General features: G+C 44.0%; 18 protein-coding genes and 1 rRNA gene. 6 read left to right on the forward strand and 13 right to left on the reverse strand.

The window, feature by feature from the left end; genetic code table 11:
• Window positions 1-58 precede the first annotated feature (58 nt).
• Entirely contained in the window at window positions 59-964 is a 906-nt protein-coding gene (locus tag LIR34_RS16130) for an AEC family transporter (RefSeq protein WP_161286377.1), read from the reverse strand.
• A 335-nt stretch (window positions 965-1,299) separates the two neighbouring features.
• Here LIR34_RS16130 and LIR34_RS16135 point away from each other — a divergent pair, with 335 nt between their 5' ends.
• The 6 genes from LIR34_RS16135 (at window position 1,300) to pyk (ending at window position 9,833) form a co-directional block, all read left to right on the forward strand.
• Window positions 1,300-2,628 carry an MATE family efflux transporter gene (locus LIR34_RS16135; RefSeq protein WP_173903264.1) on the forward strand — a complete coding sequence of 443 codons (1,329 nt, stop codon included), beginning with the start codon at window positions 1,300-1,302 and terminating at the stop codon, window positions 2,626-2,628.
• Between the two features lie 128 nt (window positions 2,629-2,756).
• The gene (locus LIR34_RS16140; protein ID WP_161286375.1) at window positions 2,757-3,089 is read left to right on the forward strand and encodes a metal-sensing transcriptional repressor; all 333 of its coding nucleotides are present in this window, start codon (window positions 2,757-2,759) and stop codon (window positions 3,087-3,089) included.
• A 179-nt stretch (window positions 3,090-3,268) separates the two neighbouring features.
• Window positions 3,269-5,824: a heavy metal translocating P-type ATPase gene (locus LIR34_RS16145; protein ID WP_173903265.1), complete on the forward strand. Its 2,556-nt coding sequence runs from the start codon at window positions 3,269-3,271 to the stop codon at window positions 5,822-5,824.
• 112 nt (window positions 5,825-5,936) lie between these two features.
• Window positions 5,937-6,932: an SGNH/GDSL hydrolase family protein gene (locus LIR34_RS16150; protein ID WP_173903266.1), complete on the forward strand. Its 996-nt coding sequence runs from the start codon at window positions 5,937-5,939 to the stop codon at window positions 6,930-6,932.
• Window positions 6,933-6,982: 50 nt separating this feature from the next.
• Window positions 6,983-8,278: a chloride channel protein gene (locus tag LIR34_RS16155; RefSeq protein WP_173903267.1), complete on the forward strand. Its 1,296-nt coding sequence runs from the start codon at window positions 6,983-6,985 to the stop codon at window positions 8,276-8,278.
• A 130-nt stretch (window positions 8,279-8,408) separates the two neighbouring features.
• Window positions 8,409-9,833, forward strand: coding sequence for a pyruvate kinase (gene pyk / locus LIR34_RS16160; protein WP_173903268.1), 1,425 nt, complete (start codon window positions 8,409-8,411; stop codon window positions 9,831-9,833).
• A 141-nt stretch (window positions 9,834-9,974) separates the two neighbouring features.
• Here pyk and LIR34_RS16165 read toward each other — a convergent pair whose 3' ends face one another.
• The 12 genes from LIR34_RS16165 to LIR34_RS16220 form a co-directional block, all read right to left on the reverse strand.
• A complete protein-coding gene (locus LIR34_RS16165) occupies window positions 9,975-10,733 on the reverse strand; it encodes a tRNA threonylcarbamoyladenosine dehydratase (RefSeq protein ID WP_173903269.1) in 759 nt (252 codons plus the stop codon).
• Window positions 10,734-11,564 (reverse strand): ATP-dependent sacrificial sulfur transferase LarE, encoded by an 831-nt coding sequence (gene larE, locus LIR34_RS16170; RefSeq protein WP_173903270.1) that lies wholly within the window; start codon window positions 11,562-11,564, stop codon window positions 10,734-10,736.
• A 39-nt stretch (window positions 11,565-11,603) separates the two neighbouring features.
• Window positions 11,604-11,864 carry a hypothetical protein gene (locus LIR34_RS16175; RefSeq protein ID WP_022215521.1) on the reverse strand — a complete coding sequence of 87 codons (261 nt, stop codon included), beginning with the start codon at window positions 11,862-11,864 and terminating at the stop codon, window positions 11,604-11,606.
• 14 nt (window positions 11,865-11,878) lie between these two features.
• Window positions 11,879-12,154, reverse strand: coding sequence for an acylphosphatase (locus tag LIR34_RS16180; protein ID WP_173903271.1), 276 nt, complete (start codon window positions 12,152-12,154; stop codon window positions 11,879-11,881).
• Window positions 12,129-12,683 carry a phosphatase PAP2 family protein gene (locus LIR34_RS16185; protein ID WP_173903272.1) on the reverse strand — a complete coding sequence of 185 codons (555 nt, stop codon included), beginning with the start codon at window positions 12,681-12,683 and terminating at the stop codon, window positions 12,129-12,131. Before LIR34_RS16185 ends, LIR34_RS16180 begins: the two co-directional genes overlap by 26 nt.
• A complete protein-coding gene (locus tag LIR34_RS16190; protein ID WP_173903273.1) occupies window positions 12,680-13,705 on the reverse strand; it encodes a transglutaminase domain-containing protein in 1,026 nt (341 codons plus the stop codon). Before LIR34_RS16190 ends, LIR34_RS16185 begins: the two co-directional genes overlap by 4 nt.
• Before the next feature lie 20 nt (window positions 13,706-13,725).
• The gene (locus tag LIR34_RS16195; protein ID WP_161286471.1) at window positions 13,726-13,896 is read right to left on the reverse strand and encodes a chorismate--pyruvate lyase; all 171 of its coding nucleotides are present in this window, start codon (window positions 13,894-13,896) and stop codon (window positions 13,726-13,728) included.
• 97 nt (window positions 13,897-13,993) lie between these two features.
• Window positions 13,994-15,748 carry a DUF6320 domain-containing protein gene (locus tag LIR34_RS16200; protein WP_202017333.1) on the reverse strand — a complete coding sequence of 585 codons (1,755 nt, stop codon included), beginning with the start codon at window positions 15,746-15,748 and terminating at the stop codon, window positions 13,994-13,996.
• 23 nt (window positions 15,749-15,771) lie between these two features.
• Window positions 15,772-16,734, reverse strand: a complete 963-nt coding sequence (locus tag LIR34_RS16205) for an alpha/beta hydrolase (RefSeq protein WP_161286476.1) — start codon at window positions 16,732-16,734, stop codon at window positions 15,772-15,774.
• A gap of 112 nt (window positions 16,735-16,846) precedes the next feature.
• Window positions 16,847-17,578, reverse strand: coding sequence for a histidine phosphatase family protein (locus LIR34_RS16210; RefSeq protein WP_173903275.1), 732 nt, complete (start codon window positions 17,576-17,578; stop codon window positions 16,847-16,849).
• A 20-nt stretch (window positions 17,579-17,598) separates the two neighbouring features.
• Complete coding sequence (locus tag LIR34_RS16215) at window positions 17,599-19,410, reverse strand: IS1096 element passenger TnpR family protein (protein WP_173903276.1); 1,812 nt, start codon at window positions 19,408-19,410, stop codon at window positions 17,599-17,601.
• Between the two features lie 167 nt (window positions 19,411-19,577).
• A 23S ribosomal RNA gene (locus LIR34_RS16220) occupies window positions 19,578-19,681 on the reverse strand; the annotation flags it as partial.

Below are 19,681 nucleotides of genomic sequence, written 5' to 3' on the forward strand. Positions count from 1 at the left end.
AAAAAAAAATCCCTCTCCACAAGCCGGTGGGGGGGATTTTTTGACGAATTCTGTTTATTTACTGAAGAAAAATACTCCACAGGCAGATAGTCGGAAGTGACAGCAGCGTGGAAAAGATCACCAGTTTTGTGGCAAACGGAGAATCCACCTGATATTTTTCTGCCAGGATACTGGTAGTTGCACCTGCTGGCATTGCTGCAAGAAGCACGCACAGTCCCAGAACATTTTTGCTGAGAGGAAGAAAGCTGCAGACAATATAGACGACTGCCGGAATGATAACAAGTCTGTGAATTGTGTATTTCACTACTGTCCAATCCCAGAAATCTTTAAAATTGATATCTGCAAGGATCATTCCAATGACCATCATCGACATCGCCGTATTACAGTTTCCGACTGCGGTCACTGCACCATCAAGTCCTGGTGGAATCGGAAGTCCTGTGATCATCAGAAGTATCCCAAGTACACATGCCAGAATACATGGATGTGTGACAACTTTTTTCACCGTTTTCATCTTGTCACTGCTTCCGGAGAAAACAGCCAGGCCGGAGGACCACATCATAATTCTCTGAGGAATCAGATATACACTGGCAAGAATAAGACCTTCCATCCCATAAACACCTTCTGCTATCGGATTTCCAAGAAATCCTGCATTTGAGCAGATAGTTCCATACTGCAGGCATTTCCGTCGATCTTCGGATTCCTTGCGAAACATGACTTTTCCATAAATGACGCAGAATATCTGAATACCGATTGAGATAAACAGGATTGCCAGATAATTGCTGAAATCTTCATCTGCCGCGCTCTGGGTAAATGCATGAAGGATGTTACATGGCAGGATCAGATAAATAACCAGATCATTGATATTCTTCTGTCCCTGAGGACCGATGATATGTATCTTTTTCATTAAAAATCCTACAGCCACCAGAATAAAGATCGTAAGCTGCAGTGTCAGCAGTGTTTTCATATTTTTTCTCCTCTAAGTCCTTTTTCCTTATAAATAATATCTCTTTTCCTGCGATTCTTTTGGGTACTTTTTGAGTGTAGCATATCAGAGTGCCGGCCGCAAGAAGTGCTCATGTATGTTTACAGTTATATACAAAATTGTCTATTCACAGTAATACAAAATCCGACAGGACAAAATCAGCTATTGACGTTTTTCGGCTTTTTATGCTACAATCCTTTCATCCAAAACATGGTGTGGATTTTTCTGGTCAAGACCATTTTTCGCCACACAATTACCATTCGTGGTAATTGTGTGGCGTTTTTTATATTTCAAATTTATAAAAGGAGAACCTTGTTATGAATGACACATTTATGAAAGAAAGACCTGTCTTTCCACTGATACTGTCTATGGCTCTGCCCATGGTTATTTCCATGCTTGTGAATTCACTTTATAATATCGTAGACAGTTTTTTTGTGGCTAAGATCAGTGAAGATGCGATGACAGCTCTCTCGCTTGTGTTTCCTGTACAGAACTTTGCAAACGCCATTGCCATCGGCTTTGGAATTGGTATCAGTTCCCTGATTGCTATCTGTCTTGGTGCCGGAAACAGAGAAACCGCTGGTAAAGCTGCCACTCACGGTCTTATCCTGGCAGCTCTGCACGGTGTGATCCTGACTGTCGGCTGCATCCTTATCATGCCCGGATTCCTCGCCTTGTTCACTTCTGATACAGATGTCATCAGCCTTGGGATCCATTATTCTACAATTGTATTTCTGTTTGCAACCGTAAACACCATCAACCTTGCCTATGAAAAAATCTTCCAGGGTATCGGCAAAATGAAGGTCACTATGGCAGGACTTATGGTCGGCTGTGTTTCCAATATCATTCTCGATCCACTGCTGATCTTTGGCATCGGTCCCTTCCCGGCACTTGGAATTGAAGGTGCTGCCATAGCTACCGGTCTCGGTCAGGTATTCAACCTCCTTTTCTATCTGATTGTCTACAAAATACGGCCCCTGCAGATCACCATAAGCCGGAAATATCTGCATCCGGACAGAGCTCTTGCAGCAAAATTATACTCTGTCGGTATCCCCGGTGCCCTGAATCTCGCACTTCCATCTGTCCTGGTTTCTGCTCTGAACGGACTTCTGGCAGCCTATTCCCAGAGCTATGTTGTGATTCTCGGAATCTACTACAAACTGCAGACCTTCCTGTATCTTCCGGCAAGTGGGATCGTACAGGGAATGCGTCCTGTGATCGGATATAACTATGGAGCCGGAGAACATAAACGTGTAAAAAAGATCTACTACGTCACACTCTGTATGAGTGGTGTGATCATGTTGATCGGAACCATCATCTGCCTGACTGTTCCGGGACAGCTCATGGGGATGTTTACCACAAATCCATCCACGATCCAGGCAGGAAAAACAGCTCTTCGGATCATCTGTGCAGGTTTTCTGGTTTCCTCTGTATCCGTCACAGCCTGTGGTGCACTGGAGGGGCTGGGAAAGGGAACTGCTTCCCTCGTTGTTTCTCTCTGCAGATATCTGCTTCTGATTCTTCCGGCTGCCTTTATCCTCTGCCGCATTTTTGGTGCTGTCGGTGTATGGCATGCCTTCTGGATCGCAGAAGCACTGACTGCCGGGATCTCCTTCCTGATCAGCAAAAAGAGCATCGGTATTTGAAAATAAATACCGGTGTTTTTTTATATTCTCTTTATCCATAATTGCCCTTGACAAATACCCTCATGGGGTATATATTTTAGTTATATTCAGTATACCCCCAATGGGTATTTAGAGGAGGACTTTTACTTATGAACCATTCTGATAATAATACTTTGGAAACTCCTGTCTGTTCCTGCTGCTGTACGAAACATACCGATCGTTCGGAGGCGGAGCGTAAGAAGCTTATTAATCGCCTGAAGCGCATTGAAGGGCAGATCCGGGGAATTATAGGAATGTTGGAGAACGATGCCTACTGCAATGACATTCTGATCCAGTCTGCTGCCGTCAATGCCGCTGTCAATTCTTTTAATAAGGAACTTCTGGCGAACCATATCCGCACCTGCGTGGCACGTGACATTCGTGCCGGTAAGGACGAAACCATCGACGAACTGGTCTGTACACTTCAGAAACTTATGAAATAATATCGTAACTGTTCAGTACCCTCACAGTTACGAGTCAAAATGCATTCCAAATCACCTTCGGTGATGGCATTTTGCCTTGTATGTCTCGGGATTTTGGCAAAAAACATGCCAAAACACCTCGCGGGATACTACCTTCTGAATAGTTACATAATATCCAGATTTCAAAGGAGGAATTTATAATGGAACAATACAACGTTACCGGGATGAGCTGTGCTGCCTGCAGTTCCCGGGTGGAGAAGGCTGTATCCAGGGTGCCTGGAGTCACATCCTGCTCCGTCAGTCTTCTGACAAACTCTATGGGAGTTGAGGGAAATGCCTCCTCCCATGACATTATCCAGGCGGTAGAACAGGCTGGCTACGGTGCATCTCTTAAGGGAGTCGGCAAAGAACAGGTTTCCATGTCTGAGGCAGAGGAGGCTCTTGCGGATCACGAGACACCGGTCCTCAAGCGCCGCCTGATCGCTTCCGTCGGATTTCTGCTGGTACTTATATACTTTTCCATGGGACATATGATGTGGGGCTGGCCGCTCCCTGCGTGGTTCAATGACAACCATATTGCCATGGGACTTGTCCAGATGCTGCTTGCCGGAATCATCATGGTCATCAACCAGAAATTTTTTATCAGCGGATTTAAGAGTCTGTGGCACCGTGCCCCGAATATGGACACGCTGGTCGCACTCGGCTCTATGGCATCTTTCGTATGGAGTGTCTATGCACTCTTTGCCATGACAAGAGCACAGGTGGATGGTGATTCTGCAGCTGTCATGAATTATATGATGGAATTTTACTTTGAATCTGCAGCCATGATTCTGACTCTGATCACTGTCGGCAAAATGCTTGAAGCACGTTCCAAGGGTAGAACCACCGATGCACTTAAGAGTCTCATGAAGCTCGCCCCCAAAACTGCCGTCGTTCTTCGAAATGATCAGGAGACCACCGTCCCGATCGAGCAGGTACACAAGGGAGACCTCTTTGTGGTACGTCCCGGAGAAAGCATCCCGGTCGACGGTGTGATCGTTGAAGGAGACAGTGCGGTCAATGAATCTTCCCTTACCGGTGAGAGCATTCCGGTTGACAAATCTGCCGGTGATCTTGTTTCTGCTGCTACCGTCAATCAGTCTGGTTTTATCAAATGTGAGGCAACGCGTGTAGGCGAGGATACCACCCTCTCCCAGATCATCAAAATGGTAAGCGATGCGGCTGCCACCAAGGCTCCAATCGCCAAGATCGCAGACCGTGTTTCCGGTGTCTTTGTACCGACCGTCATTACGATTGCAATTATCACCACTCTCATCTGGCTTCTGACCGGACATGAATTTGGATATTCACTTGCCCGTGGAATTTCTGTTCTTGTTATCAGTTGTCCATGCGCACTTGGACTTGCCACTCCGGTAGCGATCATGGTCGGCAACGGAATGGGAGCCCGAAATGGTATCCTGTTCAAAACTGCTGTCTCGCTTGAGGAAGCAGGCAAGGTCCAGATTGTTGCCCTGGACAAGACCGGTACGATCACCAGCGGACAGCCTGAGGTGACGGATCTGCTTCCGGCAGATGATATTTCTGAACAGGAGCTTCTCTCCCTGGCACTTGCCCTGGAGAAAAAAAGTGAACATCCGCTTGCCGGAGCAGTTCTGAAATATGCCGCAGAACGTCAGCTGACAGCGCCGGAGGTCTCTGATTTCCATGCACTTCCGGGAAATGGTCTTTGTGCCGTGTTGAATAATGAAACTCTGATCGGTGGAAGTATGAAGTTCGTAAGCAGTCAGGTAACTGTTCCTGCCGCACTCTCACAGAAAGCCGAAAAGCTTGCCATGGAAGGCAAAACACCTCTCCTTTTTGCCCGAAATAAAAAGCTTGTGGGAATCATCGCTGTTGCGGACGTTATCAAAGAAGACAGCCCGCAGGCAATCCGAGAGCTTCAGAATATGGGAATCCGCGTTGTCATGCTGACCGGTGACAATGAGCGGACCGCAAGAGCAATCGGTAAAGAGGCTGGCGTGGATGACGTTATCGCAGGAGTTCTCCCTGATGGCAAGGAAAGCGTGATCCGCTCCCTCAAAGAGCAGGGCCGAGTTGCCATGGTCGGTGACGGTATCAACGATGCCCCTGCACTTACCCGCGCAGATATCGGTATCGCGATCGGTGCCGGAACAGATATCGCGATCGATGCCGCTGATATTGTTCTGATGAAGAGTCATTTAAGTGATGTACCTGCTGCTGTACGCCTCAGTCGTGCAACGCTTAGAAATATCCACGAGAATCTCTTCTGGGCATTTTTCTATAATATTATCGGTATTCCGCTGGCAGCCGGTGTATGGATCCCGGTCTTCGGCTGGACTCTGAACCCGATGTTCGGAGCCGCTGCGATGAGTCTTTCCAGTTTCTGCGTTGTCACCAATGCCCTTCGTCTGAATCTGTTTAAGATTCATGACACAAAAAAAGATAAAAAAATCGGTCAGGCTACTTCCATTAAAATAAAAAATGATTATAATATAAAAGAAAAGGAGCAAAAAACTATGATAAAAGTTACTGTAAATGTTGAGGGAATGATGTGCCCACACTGCGAAGCACATGTTAATGAGGCAGTTAAAAAGGCCTTCGGTGTTGAGGATGTTGTATCTTCTCATGAGAACAAGACTACTATTTTCACTGCACCGGAGAAGGTTGACGAGGAGAAGGTACGTCAGACAATTAAAGATGCCGGATATGAAGTAACCGGCATTACTCAAGACTAAATCCCACACAATTACTATAAGTAGTTTCATCAACAGACGGTTCCGAAGAATATTCACGGGGCCGTTTGTTGTATGTCCGGATTTCATTTTTAATCAAACAGGAGAGTGCTTTATGAAACAAAAAATCAACTACAAATATGTCTGTCTTTTGATGATGCTGATAACCGTCTGTCTCTTCGGATGTTCACAGACTGTTATGGCAGCCGCGGATGGCTCCATAACATGCGGCCTTTCAAAAGAATCCAGATCCTCTGCCGTAGTGCAGAAATCCCGCCATACTTCCAATGTGAAATTATATAAATGTGACGGAAGTTACTGGAAAACCATCAAAAACACCGATGGCCGTGCAGTATTCCCGGCAGTCGACTCAAAGACCAGTAATATGGTTCTTGGCTGGTCAAAAACACGTGGAAAACATACTCTTTCCGCATCTGACTATAAGGCAGGAGCTCGCATTCCTTCCAAAAACGGCAAATATTATATGGTATTGTTTAAGGCATCCATGGATCGTGCACCATCCGTTATAACCAGGCCGACAAAATTTGACAGAGTTTATATGGTTGGAGACTCCCGGACTGTTGATACAAAGCGTGCATTAGGTTCTTCCATACCTTCTAATGTAACATTTATTGCAAAGGGAGGACAGGGCTTAGCCTGGTTTAAATGCGAGGGATACCCCAGTCTTATTCGTTCTGTCTCAAAGCGTCCACGTTCAGAAAGAAAGGCCGTGATCATCAACCTTGGTGTAAATGACCTGAACAACAGCAAAGCCTACGTAACATATATGAGGAAAGTATCTGCCGCTCTGAAAAGATATAACTGCAGGATGTACTATCTTTCCGTGAATCCTGTAAACAGTGCAATGATAGCAGACAGTGAGGCCAGACCTCGGACGGAAGCTCAGGTATCTGCTTTCAATAAAGTGATCTACCAAAAACTTTGTTCCGGAAAGAACCGTTCTTTTACATATATCAATACCTGTACAAGACTTCAGAAATATGGATGGAGCAGTAACAGACACAATGCCGGAATCCATGATGGCTTACATTATTCAGATCAGACCTATCTGAGAATTTTTAATTATTGCATGAAGTACCTGAATAGTTAGAAACATCTGTCAGTGTATTTCTTATAAATCATTTTTTTGGGGGATTAACTATGAACAACACGCAGGATAAAAATAATCCAGAAGAAACTCGAAATCTGGAATATTATATCGGTCACATTCAGTATGATATGACAAATCTCATCAAATGGCTGGTTCTGGCAATATTAACCGGACTGATGGTCGGATTTATCAGCAGCCTTTTTGCCCGTGCACTGAAATTTGTCACCACTTACCGTACACAGAATACCTGGGTGTTTCTCCTGCTTCCGGTATCAGGTCTTATAATTGTATTTCTCTATCAGAAATTTGGCCGCGAGGATGGAGGCACCAACCAGGTTCTGTCTACCATCCGCTCACAGGATGATGTACCTTTCCGCTCGGCACCTCTGATTTTTGTCTCCACGATTCTCACGCATTTCGCCGGCGGATCTGCCGGTCGCGAGGGTGCTGCGATCCAGCTTGGCGGAAGTATCGGAAATCAGCTCGGTAGCTGGTTCCGTCTCGATGAAGAAGACCGTCATGTTATGGTCATGTGCGGTATGAGTGCGGCTTTCGCCGCTGTGTTCGGCACACCCATGGCAGCGGCTGTTTTTTCCATGGAAGTCATCAGTGTCGGTATCATGTACTATGCTGCTCTGCTTCCCTGTGTGATCTCATCCCTGGTCGCAGCAAAGTTCGCTGCCGGCTTTGACATCAATCCGGAATCTTTTCATGTCGTAAATATCCCGGATCTGTCTGTTATCATGGGAATCAAAATGGTCGTTATTGCTGTTGCCTGTGCCACGATCAGTATTCTCTTCTGTATGCTGCTTCGTGCAGTCGGTGCTCTTTACTCCAGATATCTCAAAAATCCATACATACGGATCCTGGCGGCAAGTGCGATCATTATTGCCATCACTCTCCTTCTCCGTACAGCGGATTATATGGGTGCCGGAAATAACCTCATTGAACTTGCAGTAGAGGAAGGACAGGTCCGGCCTCTGGATTTCTTATGGAAAATGCTTCTCACTGCTCTGACCATGAAGGCCGGATTCCGCGGCGGTGAGATTGTCCCGTCCTTCTGTATCGGAGCCACCTTTGGCTGCCTGATGGGACATCTTCTTGGAATCTCACCTTCTCTGTGTGCGGCTGCGGGCATGGCAGCACTTTTCTGCGGCGTCACCAACTGTCCGATCACTTCTATCCTGATTGCCTTTGAGCTGTTTGGTTTCCGCGGAGTTTCTTATTACCTGATCGCGGTTTCCATCAGTTATGCCGTCTCCGGATATTATGGTCTCTACAAGGATCAGACAATTGTTTACTCCAAGTACAAAGCAAAGTATATCAACCGTCATACCAGGTTTTAACAACGTTTGATTTTATTAAAAAATGTTATAATTTTAACATTTGATTTATCAAAATCTTTACTTGTACATTAAAAATAATGTGTTAGAATAGATGTGTATTTTTTAGGTAAAGAAAAGTAGGAGGAAATTTATGCGCAAAACAAAAATTATCTGTACCCTTGGTCCGTCTACTGACAAGGACGGTGTTCTGGAAAAACTCGTTAAAGAAGGAATGAACGTTGCACGTTTCAACTTCTCCCATGGTTTACACGATGAGCAAAAAGGTCGTATTGATAGCTTAAAAGAAATTCGTACACGTCTTGGTAAACCGGTAGCTGCGCTTCTCGATACAAAAGGTCCTGAAATTCGTATCCGCGAATTTGAAAATGGCAAGATCACTCTGAAGGCAGGCCAGGAATTCACCTTAACCGCAGAGGAAATCGTAGGAAATGAAAATATCGTTTCCGTTACCTATAAGGAATTATATAAAGATGTCAAACCAGGCAACAGCATTCTGATCGATGATGGTCTGATTGGACTTGAAGTTAAGAAGATTAAAGGTCAGGACATTATCTGTAAGGTAATAAATGGTGGTGTTCTCGGCAACAAAAAAGGTGTCAACCTTCCTGGCGTAGAAGTAAACATGCCATTCATCAGCCCTAAGGATCATGATGATATCCTCTTTGGTATCAAGGAAGGCTATGATTTCATCGCTGCTTCTTTCACCAGAACAGCAGCCGATGTCAAGGAAATTCGTGATATCCTTGAGAAAAACGGTGGACAGGAGATCAAGATCATCGCAAAAATCGAGAACCAGCAGGGTGTTGACAACATCGACAGCATCATTGAAGCTGCTGACGGTATCATGATCGCCCGTGGTGACATGGGTGTTGAGATCCCGCTTGAGGATGTTCCGGTTATTCAGAAGGATATCATTTCCAAGGTATACACTGCTGGAAAACAGGTTATCACAGCTACTCAGATGCTGGATTCCATGATCAAAAACCCGCGTCCGACACGTGCAGAGACCACGGACGTTGCCAATGCGATCTATCAGGGAACAAGTGCGATCATGCTTTCCGGTGAAACTGCTGCAGGTAAATATCCCGTAGAAGCACTCAAGACTATGGTCAAGATCGCAGTTCGTACGGAAGCTGATATTGACTTTAATCAGCAGTTCAGTGTTCGCACCAAAGAGCACGCTACAAATGTAACCACAGCAATTTCTCATGCAACCTGTATGACAGCAATCGATCTGAATGCCAAGGCCATCATTGCAGTTACCCGTTCCGGTAATACTGCTCGTATGGTTTCCAAATATCGTCCGGGATGTCCGATCATCGCATGTACTCCAAATGAACGTATCTGGCGTCAGCTGAACCTGGTTTGGGGTGTTACTCCACTCCTGACCAAAGAAGAATACAGCATGGAGATTCTTCTCCTTCACGCTACAGAGGCAGCTGAAGAAAGCGGTTATGTCAAAGAAGGTGATGTTGTTGTTCTTACTGTTGGTGTTCCGCTTGGACGCTCCGGTAATACCAATCTGCTCAAAGCAACTGTTGTCGGCGAGTATTAAGAATTGTATACAAAAAAAGCCAAGGTCCTTATCCTCTGTTTTTGAGGATAAGGACCTGTTTTTTGGCTTTTTTTGTTATTTATTTCACAATTTTATTTCTCATATATCATTCTTATGATCGGCATCTGTACCATATCCTATTTATCTCTTTCCGGTCAGATCCTTAATTACTTCTCCTGCAATAATCAGGCCGACTACGGACGGAACGAAGGCTGTGGAACCTGGAATATCACGGCGCTCTGTACATTTGTGTGCTGCGCCCGGAGGACAGATACAGTTTGTACGACAGCTGATGCCCATATCCTCGATCGGACGGGTTGGCGTTTCCTGTGAATATACCACTTTCAGTTTCTTAATTCCACGTTTTTTGAGTTCCCGGCGCATAACTTTTGCAAGCGGGCAGACAGATGTCTTATAAATATCCGCTACCTGAAAAGCCGTCGGGTCAAGTTTGTTTCCGGCTCCCATACTGCTGATGATCGGAACACCGGCTTCTCTGGCTTCCATGACAAGCTGGATCTTTGCAGTCACGGTATCCACTGCATCTACAACATAATCATACTGGGAAAAATCAAACTCGTCCCTGGTTTCCGGAAGATAGAAGCATTTGTGGACATTGATCTCTGCCTTTGGGTTGATGTCAAGGATGCGGTCCCTCATGACATCGACTTTATATTTACCAATGGTGCTTCTGGTTGCAATGATCTGACGGTTCAGATTGGTGAGGCAGACTTTGTCATCGTCAATCAGATCCAGTTTACCAATTCCACTTCGCACAAGTGCCTCTACGGTATAACCGCCAACTCCGCCGATTCCAAAAACGGCAACCCTGGAGTTTGCCAGTTTCTCCATAGCTTCTTTACCAAATAACAGTTCTGTTCTGGAAAACTGATTCAGCATTTATTTAATCTCCTTTTCTTTCTCATCCAGTGTTTCATTCATACTTCCGGTGCGGTAGCCCAGAAGATCAAGGGTTACATAGTCAAAACCATACGATTTGAGCTGGTTTACGATTTTGGTTCTGTTGTCTTCCTCGACAATCTTTGTAATCTCATCCGGAAGGACTTCGATTCTGGCAATGTTTCCGTGGATGCGGACGCGCACCTGATGGAATCCCATATCCAGAAGGAGCTGCTCTGCCTTATCTACCATGCCGAGTTTTTTCTCACTGATGGTCTCGCCGTAAACGAAACGGGAGGAAAGGCAGGCAAAGGACTGTTTGTCCCAGGTAGGAAGTCCCATTTCTCTGGAAAGTTCACGGATTTCTTCTTTGTAAAGTTCTGCCTGACGAAGCGGGCTGCTGACACCAAGTTCTCTGACGGCGATCAGACCCGGACGGTAATCACCGTTGTCGTCCATGTTGGAACCCTCGGCAACTGCATTCATTCCATTTTGGCGGGCAATCTCCCAGATTTTCTCAAAGAGTTCATGCTTACAGAGATAGCAGCGGTTCTTCGGATTCTGGCGGAAACCGTCGATATCCAATTCCTCAGATTTACAGATGATCTGACGGACACCGTTTTTCTCACAGAATTCCTTCGCTTCCTTCAGCTCTCTCGCCGGGAAGGAACAGGAACTTGCGGTGACTGCGATCACATTGTCTCTGCCAAGAGCTTCCAGTGCTGCTTTCAGAAGGAAAGTAGAATCTACACCGCTTGAAAAAGCAACTGCAACACTTCCCATTTCCTTCAGATTCTGCTGTAATGCTTTATATTTATCATGGATATTCATTCTTAAGTACTCCTTTTAATCCTCTGCCAGTCAGTCTCTTTAGTCTTCATCAAAGTTTACTGCGTAAACGCCTTCCGGAAGTCTCATTGTAAGGATTCCAAGATTAAATTCATGATCCATAACTGTGATATGATATTCAAAGATCACATCATCCTCAAACTTGGACAATAACACATAAGTACCGTTTTCCTTGCCATCGATCTGGTCGCAGATGTCCTCGTAAACTGCTTCTCCGGAAATTTCTCGCGGATAACCTGATGACTTGATCTTTTCCTCAATTGCCTGATATAATTCTTCCATTTATACGTCTCCCTTCAATAACAGATCCCGAAGCTTCGCTCATCCTCAGCAAACGGGATCCTTCGTCTTCTGATATTATCAATCTCTATATAACGGTCATTGTAAAGTGCCTGAATGATCTTGTCAATATCTTCCTCAAGCCCCTGCAGTTCCGTCGAAACGGAACCGTCATATTCATTTCTCGCCCATCCGGTCACACTGTACATCCGGGCCAGATATCCCAGTTTATAGCGGAATCCAACACCCTGGACCCGTCCGTAAAAATCAATTGATTCTCTGATCTTCTGCATGGTTTTTCCTCTGTTTTTGTTTTGCGATATAAGCTATGATTCTGTACCCTGCATATCCGGACAGGATTCCCAGGATAACTCCTCCAAGCACATCTGTAGGATAATGCACATATAAATAAAGTCTTGAGACGGCGATCAGGCATGCAAGTACCAGTGCCGGTTTCCATAGACTGTCCTTCGCAAAATATAATGCACTTACTATCGTAAAAGACGCAGATGTGTGTCCCGACGGAAATGAAAAATCCTGAAGCTTTGGAACCAGAAGCTGTATCGTCGTATTCACATCATAGGGTCTTGTCCTTGCAAACAGATTTTTGAGGACCACATTACACAGTATCGTCTGCACAAGCAGTGCTGCCAGCATAATGCTGCCGGTCCGTCTTGTTTTTGGCATTATCAGAAAGATAGCCGTAAGAAGGATCCAGATCATTCCTGCATCTCCAAGACTGGTGATCCAGACCATGATCTTATCCAGAATCGGTATGTGCAGTGTCTGGATAAAATCCAGAATTTTTAATTCGATATTCATTCCTTTTCCCCTTCATTTGCATCGTCCATCGTAATGCATTCCTGTGCCTGTTCCTCTATGTAATGCAGGCTCAGCACTGCCTGCGGCCAGTTGACATTTACGACAGGTGTCTTTTTTCTTTCTTCACCTGCTTTGCGGATCAGGTCGAGCAGTTCCTTCAGCACTTCTCTGGTGAGATAACCGCCGCGCCAGTGGAAAGTGAGAGTTTTGCCCTTCTTTGCAGCCTGCAGGGATCGTTTGTAGACATCTTCCTGCTTTGTAAAGGAAAGCTTCTTTTCTTTATAGTAAAAATGTTCATGATCTGTACAGTGCGGTGCCGGTGCGATCAATGGTTCGTGATCCCGGAAAATACTTTTATCGTCGAGGTTAAAGTAATCATAACGGATGTCCTGTATCTGATCATTTTTGCCAAGAGTATTATCAAATGTTACATCCAGATGATAGTATACACCGCCAACTCTGACAATATTCCAGGTATGGCGGTATTTGATACCTTTATCTGGGTTGTTGCCGCAGATTGCGATCACACACCAGACTCCCAGTTCATCAAGCAGTACTTTAACCGCCTTGGCGATTCCCTCACAGACACCAACGCCCTGTCCAAGCGGTCCTATGATTTCATGGGAATAGGGTTTCTTGAGTTTATCGTAACGGATGTTTTCACAGATAAAGTCATGCACATATTTTTCCTTTTCCCATTCGGACAACTTTGCAGCCGCCCGTACAAGCTTGTCGACCCGTGCGGTCATTGCCTTCTGATGTTCTCTGATTTTATTTTTTTCAAAAAGATATTCCGGAATGAAAATAATATTAGGTGAGTCTTTGTAGTAGCGGTATTTGTACCCGGTTGCCCAGAAAATCTCCGGATGATCCAGCCTCAGCTGAAAAAAAACATTGTACAGGGAATCCGCATCCAGTGCCGGAATCTGAAACTCATCCGTCAGATTCCGAATTCCCTGCAGCATGGCATGATACGCTGCCTGCTTCTGTTTATCCATATGATTGTAGTAATACTGTTCCATCTTAGTCCTGTCTCCTAGATTTATTTCATGGAGTACTGCATCATCTCATAATGAAGGATACAGCCCTCATAAATCTCCATCGGCAGAAGTGCTCTCGCTACCAGTTTAAGTTCCTCCTCCGGTCTGTCCAGCCGCTGAAGCTGTGCATAATCTCCGTCAATCTGTTTTACTTCGTAATCACATTCTAACATTGTCATCCTCCCTGTTATCTATTGTAAATCGAATGCTTTTGCAATAACTGCTGTAACTGTTTACAGTAACTTTTTAGTAACTGTTCACAACAACTTTTTATACTCTCAGTTTCTTTCTTATTTCGCGTAAAATATCCTTCGTTCTGAAAATAAACAATCCTGCCAGTGTCAGAAAACTGATTCCTGTACTTAAGACGGATGGCCAGGTATAGGTTATCATCCCTGCTGCAGTCAGGATTGCCGGAACACAGCCTATGATGGCAGCCTGTATCAGATAGTACAGGTATTCCTCTCGTTCCAGATGATTTATTTTGGCGATCACGGGTATGGAAGTCAGAACTGCCAGTGCCCCGAATGGAAAAACAAAGTCGATCGACCAGCCTCTCCAGCCTGTAAAATGATCCCACAATACACATAAAAACGTTATGATCAGCAGCTGCCACATCTCATTCTTCAGAATACTTCTCCGTTTCATATATGCCACATGAACGATCAGCCACGCACAGACGCATCCTGCTGCCGCAAACCAGAACCAGTTCAGCGTCTCCAGCATCAGATAATTAAGCATACCGCATATCACTGCAACCGCCAGGCACAGAAATGTGAACGTCTGCATCACTTTTAAGTCTTCTTTTTTCTGCTTCTCTGCACAGCCTGGAAATTCATTTTTTTCTTCTTTACAGGAAATCCCTTCTTCCTTCAGCATCCGGATAAAATTTTTCTGGATTCTGTCATCCGGTATTTTGGAGGTAAATCCAACCACAAACTGATCCTCATACGAACAGGAGCATACCTGCAGAGAGTTTGTGCTTGCAAAGACGCCGAACCTTTCAATATAAGGTTTATACTCCGGCGGAAATTTCAATATTCCAATATTGGAATATACCGCTGTAATGCTCCTGCCTCCCAGATTTGCACCTGCAATCAGGAAATATCTCTTGATTTCCAGAGGAACTGCTCTTACAAACGGATTTTTTTCCAGGCGTACATATCCGTTCATGTCCATTGCAATTCTGTCTTTCTGCAGTTTTTCTCTGAACTGTTCTTTGACAGATTCCAGTATCTGCTCAAAGGATGTATTCTCTTCAAATTTATATCCCACTTCGATCCATCCGAAGAAATTTCCCATAGACTGTGACGGAAAATAGTTTCTCAGATTGACCGGAATCATCAGGGTGATCGGTCGTTTCTGTCTATTCTTTGGAATCTCCTCATGAATTGCACAAAGCAGGATCGCTGTCAGAAATATTGTGATGGATACCCCGTAGGAACGGGCTTTTGCCAGTATTTCTTTTACGGAAAAAATCACCTCTGTGATCTGCATATCAGAATGAACCAGCTTTTCGCCCTTCAGCTGTACTGCAGGTGGTTTTTTCTCTTTATTTTTGGGAATTTTGGAAGAATAATACTGTGAAAAGCTATCTTCTTCCTTCTCTCCCGGAGTCGCCTCATCTGCCATCTCAATACGCGGCAGCTCCACCTCAGGATGTGCAAGGATCAGATAATCCTGAACCAGTTCTGTAATAAAATTCATAGCTCCGGTTCCATCTGTGAGTGCATGGTAAACCTCAAAATTAATCCTGTTTTTGTGATAACTCACACGAAATAACAGTGATTTCTGATCCGGTATATAAAGCTGACTGCATGGCGGCTTTCTCTCTGGTTTTACCAGTGCTTTTATTTCGCGACTCTCCAGATAGAACCAGAACAGTCCCTTCCTTAAAACTGCCTGAAACAGCGGATATTTCTCCATTGTCTGATCCAGTGCAGACTGCAGAATATCCGGATCCACCTCTTCTTTCAGCTGGCAGTAGAACCGGAAAACCCTGCTGTCATTCCTGCCCGTAACCAATGGAAAAGCTATCGCTGCGTTATCTAATTTTCTCCATTTTGAATATCCTGTTTCCACGTCTTATCCGCTTCTTTCTTCAAAAACTTATTCATGATCTCAAAGCTTTCCTGCACATGAAGGAATCGGATCCCCAGTGCAAAATAACCGTGAAGTGCTTCTGGAATTCTGTAAACTTCCACATAATTTCCTGCGTCTTTCAGACGTTTACCGTATGCCTCTCCTTCATCCCGTAGAGGATCAAACTCCGCCGTCAGGATCAAGGTATCCGGCATATGCGAAAGATCTTCCTCCAAAATCGGTGCAAAGTACGGGTTCTGCCTGTCCTTCGGACTGCTCTCATACAGTTTGAGGTAATCTTCCATTTTGACTGCTGTGAGAAGATATCCTTCACCGTTTTCCTGTACGGATTTATATGGTGATTCTTCCGTATAACAGTTATTCAATGCCGGATAGATCAGAATCTGCTTCCGGGGCATAAACTCTCCACGTTCTCTTGCCAGAAGACATACAGCCGCTGCCAGATTCCCACCTGCACTGTCGCCAATGATCGTAATTCTGTCCGGATCTGCCGGAAGAATCAGCCTTCCTGTATAAAGTGCTTTTGCAGCCGCATAGCAGTCCTCCAGCGGTACCGGGAAACGATATTCCGGTGCAAGGCGATATTCTACTGACATTACGATATGCCCCGTGGACTGTGCCATTCTGCTGCATACGCGGTCATAATTCTCCACACTTTCTGTCACCCAGCCACCGCCATGAAAAAATAACAGAACAGGATATTTCCCCTTCTCTGAAACATCTCCACTCATCGATTCCTCATTCGGAAAATATAATCTCACCGGCACTTCATACGTTCCATTATACACTTTTGTATCCAGTTTTTTCAGAAATATTCGCATCGCATCTAGCTTCTTGATATCCGCCAGCCGCCTTGATGCTTCTACCTCTATATTTCCATAGGACAGTGCGTGTAAAATTGTCTGCATTGTTTTTGAAATCAAAATCTTTTCCTCGTTTTTCTTAGATTATTTTTAATATATCATATCCCTCATTTACACGCAAGAAAGGACGAAATTCTCTCGAATCTCGTCCTTTCTTTTAATCGTGTCTTTCGTCTTTATTATCGTAACATTCGCAGAATCTCGCTGCAAAAGCAGGTGATTCATTATGTACATAAAGATGTGAAATATCGCCGAAGGAATTCATTCTGAAACTTGCAATTCCTTTGCGTCGTTCCTCTGTTGTTATGGTTGTTACGGAACTTGGTGCAGCACAGGCTCCGTGCCAGAGTACCATTGGAGATACGCTCATCAAATGACTCAGGAGTACACATTCCAGTCCGAAATGGCAGAAAAAAACAATGGTATCGTTGTTTGCTTTTTCGACTCTGTAGTAGTGTCCTTCTCTGACATAGCCATGTCTGGCAAGGAGTTTATCAAATTCTCCGGTAACGTAATCATAATATTCCTTTGCACCGGCTGCCTGAAGACGTTCGTTTTCAAACCAGTGATCATACTGATAAAAACGTTCATCCATCGTCCAGTCCTGTGGAAGCCAGTCCCAGAGAATAATTTTACGATCCGTCACATCCGGTCGGTCGATCAAGACATCAAACTCTCTGAGCCAGTCACATTCTGTCGCTGTGCGGTTCATCTTTTTGAGAGTGAGAGAGGCTGTATCCTTAGCTCTGCCAAGCGGTGACACATAAAAATCTTTGATATCAAGTTTTGAAAGTTTTTCAGAAAGATATTCAGCTTCTTTCCAGCCTTTTTCTGTCAGGGAATCTATGGTATAATCCGGATCCCCATGGCGTACGATCAGTAACTTCATACTTTACAGCCTGTCCTTTCTTACTTTCTGCCGCAGCATTTTTTGTATTTTTTACCACTTCCACACGGACATGGATCGTTTGGATAAATTTTCTTTGTCGCTGCATTTGACGGAATAAATGATGGTGTTGATGCAAGACTTCCCATCGGTACCATGGAAGGCATAACTGCAGATGATGCTTTCGGACTCGACATCCTTGCGATTTCATTTGGTGTGTATCCACGGAAATCCAGCATTCTGGTATTGTTATTTACGTTCATCATAATAGCAGCAAATTCTTCTGTCTGTTTTTCTGAATCAAATACAACATTTTTGTTGTCGAATTCTTCCATAATATCTGAGAGCATTCCATCCATGGAGAACTCTTTAAATACAATGTACATCAATTCTATAACCTGAACTGTATTCAGATGAAGCTCTTCTCTCATGAAATTTTCCAGTTTTTTGTATGATGGATCCTCAGATGGATATCCATGTTTTGCATAATCCAGAACTTCTTCCGGAGACGGCATATAAAACTCTCTGTCTCCCTGATACTCTTCAATTCTTTCATAAAGATTATCCTGGAGAACGGATTTGAAGATCATCTTGCCGTCACGTACAATGCACATATTGTCGTTTTCTGGGACCTGTTCCAGAATCTTAAGAAACTCATCATAGCTCACTTTATATTCCGGTCTTCTGCGGTACATACGATATACGATTTTTAACGGTGCAATCGCATAAATAAATCCCAGCATAGTCTGACAGGAACGCATCCAGCTTACCTGCCTGCATAATTTATGAAATTCCGGAGTATTGATTTCTTTATATAAGGAAATAACTGCTCTCGGAACCTCTGCATGATGATCACTGTAGGAAACCACATAACCTGCATCACTGAGCCAGCCAAGTTTGATCCAGTCTTCTTCTGTCGCAGAGAAACATTTTTTGTCTAAAATTTCCTCAAATGCATCTGCTTCCCATTCATCTGCCTGAAGAAAAATCTCTCTCATTCCTTCCGGACTTAAGACATATCTGGCAAGTTCGTCTGCAAGAGTTTCTTTGGAATCACCACTGCATGTGATGTGAAATTCTTTTACTTTTTCTTCAAGATCTTCTTTTTTATAAGAAAGAAGATACTCTTTTACATCCGGATTTCTGCTTCCTTCTTCTTCCAGTTCAAGCTCTGCCATTCTTTCTTCAATAAATGGGTTCAGATAACTATCTGTAAATTCCTTCATAATTGTATTTGCAGATTGTTTATTATGAAGCTCCTGACTTACCGGATTAGTGCTGATCATAAGGATTTTATTGTTTTCTGTATCTGCTTTGATCTCTTCAAAATTACGATGATCAGATTCTCCATCCTGCAGCCTGAAAGTATCTTCAAGATAAGTATTTCTTTCTAATGCATCTGTCCATATGCTTTCATCTTCTCTGCTTACTTCTTTTATGATCACCGGGAAACATACTTCTCTGTCACCATCATCTAATATTGCTTTCTTGACTCTGTTTTCAATATCCACACGATATTCTGGCAATTTTTCTTCTGCATGAATTCTGAAAGTAAACCATTTCTCTGTATCCATCAGATCATTTACAAACGTATCTGCCGCACTTCGGAAATCATACTGCCAGTTTGTAACGGTTTTGCTGCCTTCTGTCCATTCCCGAACATGTACTTTTTTCTGAAAAAATTCAAATTCATATAAAGATGAAGTTTCATATTCCAGAATTTCTTCAAGAACGACTGCCATCTGTGAAAATGTGATATTTGACGGAACAAGACATCGTCTCCAGATGGGGGGTTTTGTTCCTTTTCTGGTTATTTTTAACTGATAAAATTCCATATATTCATCCTTTACATTAAACTTATATTAGGTTTCTTATAATTATAAAGAAAAAAAACCAATGATACAACAGATATTTTATCTGCTCTAGCATTGGTTCTTTTTTATCGTATCTTCAAAACCACATACATGTTGACTAAGTAATCGAATCAATTTAACCAAGCTTGTTGGTCAAGCCCTCACCCTATTAGTAGCAGTCAGCTCCATATGTTACCATACTTCCACCCCTGCCCTATCAACCTCGTCGTCTTCAAGGGGGTTTACTCCTTTC

Origin of the sequence: Blautia sp. MSK17_66 (assembly GCF_020538025.1) — a bacterium.
Taxonomy (GTDB): domain Bacteria; phylum Bacillota; class Clostridia; order Lachnospirales; family Lachnospiraceae; genus Blautia_A.

Excerpts from the sequence above, each read along its gene's own strand:
- LIR34_RS16140 (WP_161286375.1), top strand. The coding sequence starts at position 2,757 with ATGAACCATTCTGATAATAATACTTTGGAAACTCCTGTCTGTTCCTGC.
- LIR34_RS16135 (WP_173903264.1), top strand. The coding sequence starts at position 1,300 with ATGAATGACACATTTATGAAAGAAAGACCTGTCTTTCCACTGATACTG.
- LIR34_RS16185 (WP_173903272.1), bottom strand. The coding sequence starts at position 12,683 with ATGAATATCGAATTAAAAATTCTGGATTTTATCCAGACACTGCACATA.
- LIR34_RS16165 (WP_173903269.1), bottom strand. The coding sequence starts at position 10,733 with ATGCTGAATCAGTTTTCCAGAACAGAACTGTTATTTGGTAAAGAAGCT.
- LIR34_RS16195 (WP_161286471.1), bottom strand. The coding sequence starts at position 13,896 with ATGTTAGAATGTGATTACGAAGTAAAACAGATTGACGGAGATTATGCA.
- LIR34_RS16175 (WP_022215521.1), bottom strand. The coding sequence starts at position 11,864 with ATGGAAGAATTATATCAGGCAATTGAGGAAAAGATCAAGTCATCAGGT.
- larE (WP_173903270.1), bottom strand. The coding sequence starts at position 11,564 with ATGAATATCCATGATAAATATAAAGCATTACAGCAGAATCTGAAGGAA.
- LIR34_RS16215 (WP_173903276.1), bottom strand. The coding sequence starts at position 19,410 with ATGGAATTTTATCAGTTAAAAATAACCAGAAAAGGAACAAAACCCCCC.
- LIR34_RS16145 (WP_173903265.1), top strand. The coding sequence starts at position 3,269 with ATGGAACAATACAACGTTACCGGGATGAGCTGTGCTGCCTGCAGTTCC.
- LIR34_RS16150 (WP_173903266.1), top strand. The coding sequence starts at position 5,937 with ATGAAACAAAAAATCAACTACAAATATGTCTGTCTTTTGATGATGCTG.
- LIR34_RS16130 (WP_161286377.1), bottom strand. The coding sequence starts at position 964 with ATGAAAACACTGCTGACACTGCAGCTTACGATCTTTATTCTGGTGGCT.
- LIR34_RS16210 (WP_173903275.1), bottom strand. The coding sequence starts at position 17,578 with ATGAAGTTACTGATCGTACGCCATGGGGATCCGGATTATACCATAGAT.
- LIR34_RS16205 (WP_161286476.1), bottom strand. The coding sequence starts at position 16,734 with ATGCAGACAATTTTACACGCACTGTCCTATGGAAATATAGAGGTAGAA.
- pyk (WP_173903268.1), top strand. The coding sequence starts at position 8,409 with ATGCGCAAAACAAAAATTATCTGTACCCTTGGTCCGTCTACTGACAAG.
- LIR34_RS16190 (WP_173903273.1), bottom strand. The coding sequence starts at position 13,705 with ATGGAACAGTATTACTACAATCATATGGATAAACAGAAGCAGGCAGCG.
- LIR34_RS16155 (WP_173903267.1), top strand. The coding sequence starts at position 6,983 with ATGAACAACACGCAGGATAAAAATAATCCAGAAGAAACTCGAAATCTG.
- LIR34_RS16180 (WP_173903271.1), bottom strand. The coding sequence starts at position 12,154 with ATGCAGAAGATCAGAGAATCAATTGATTTTTACGGACGGGTCCAGGGT.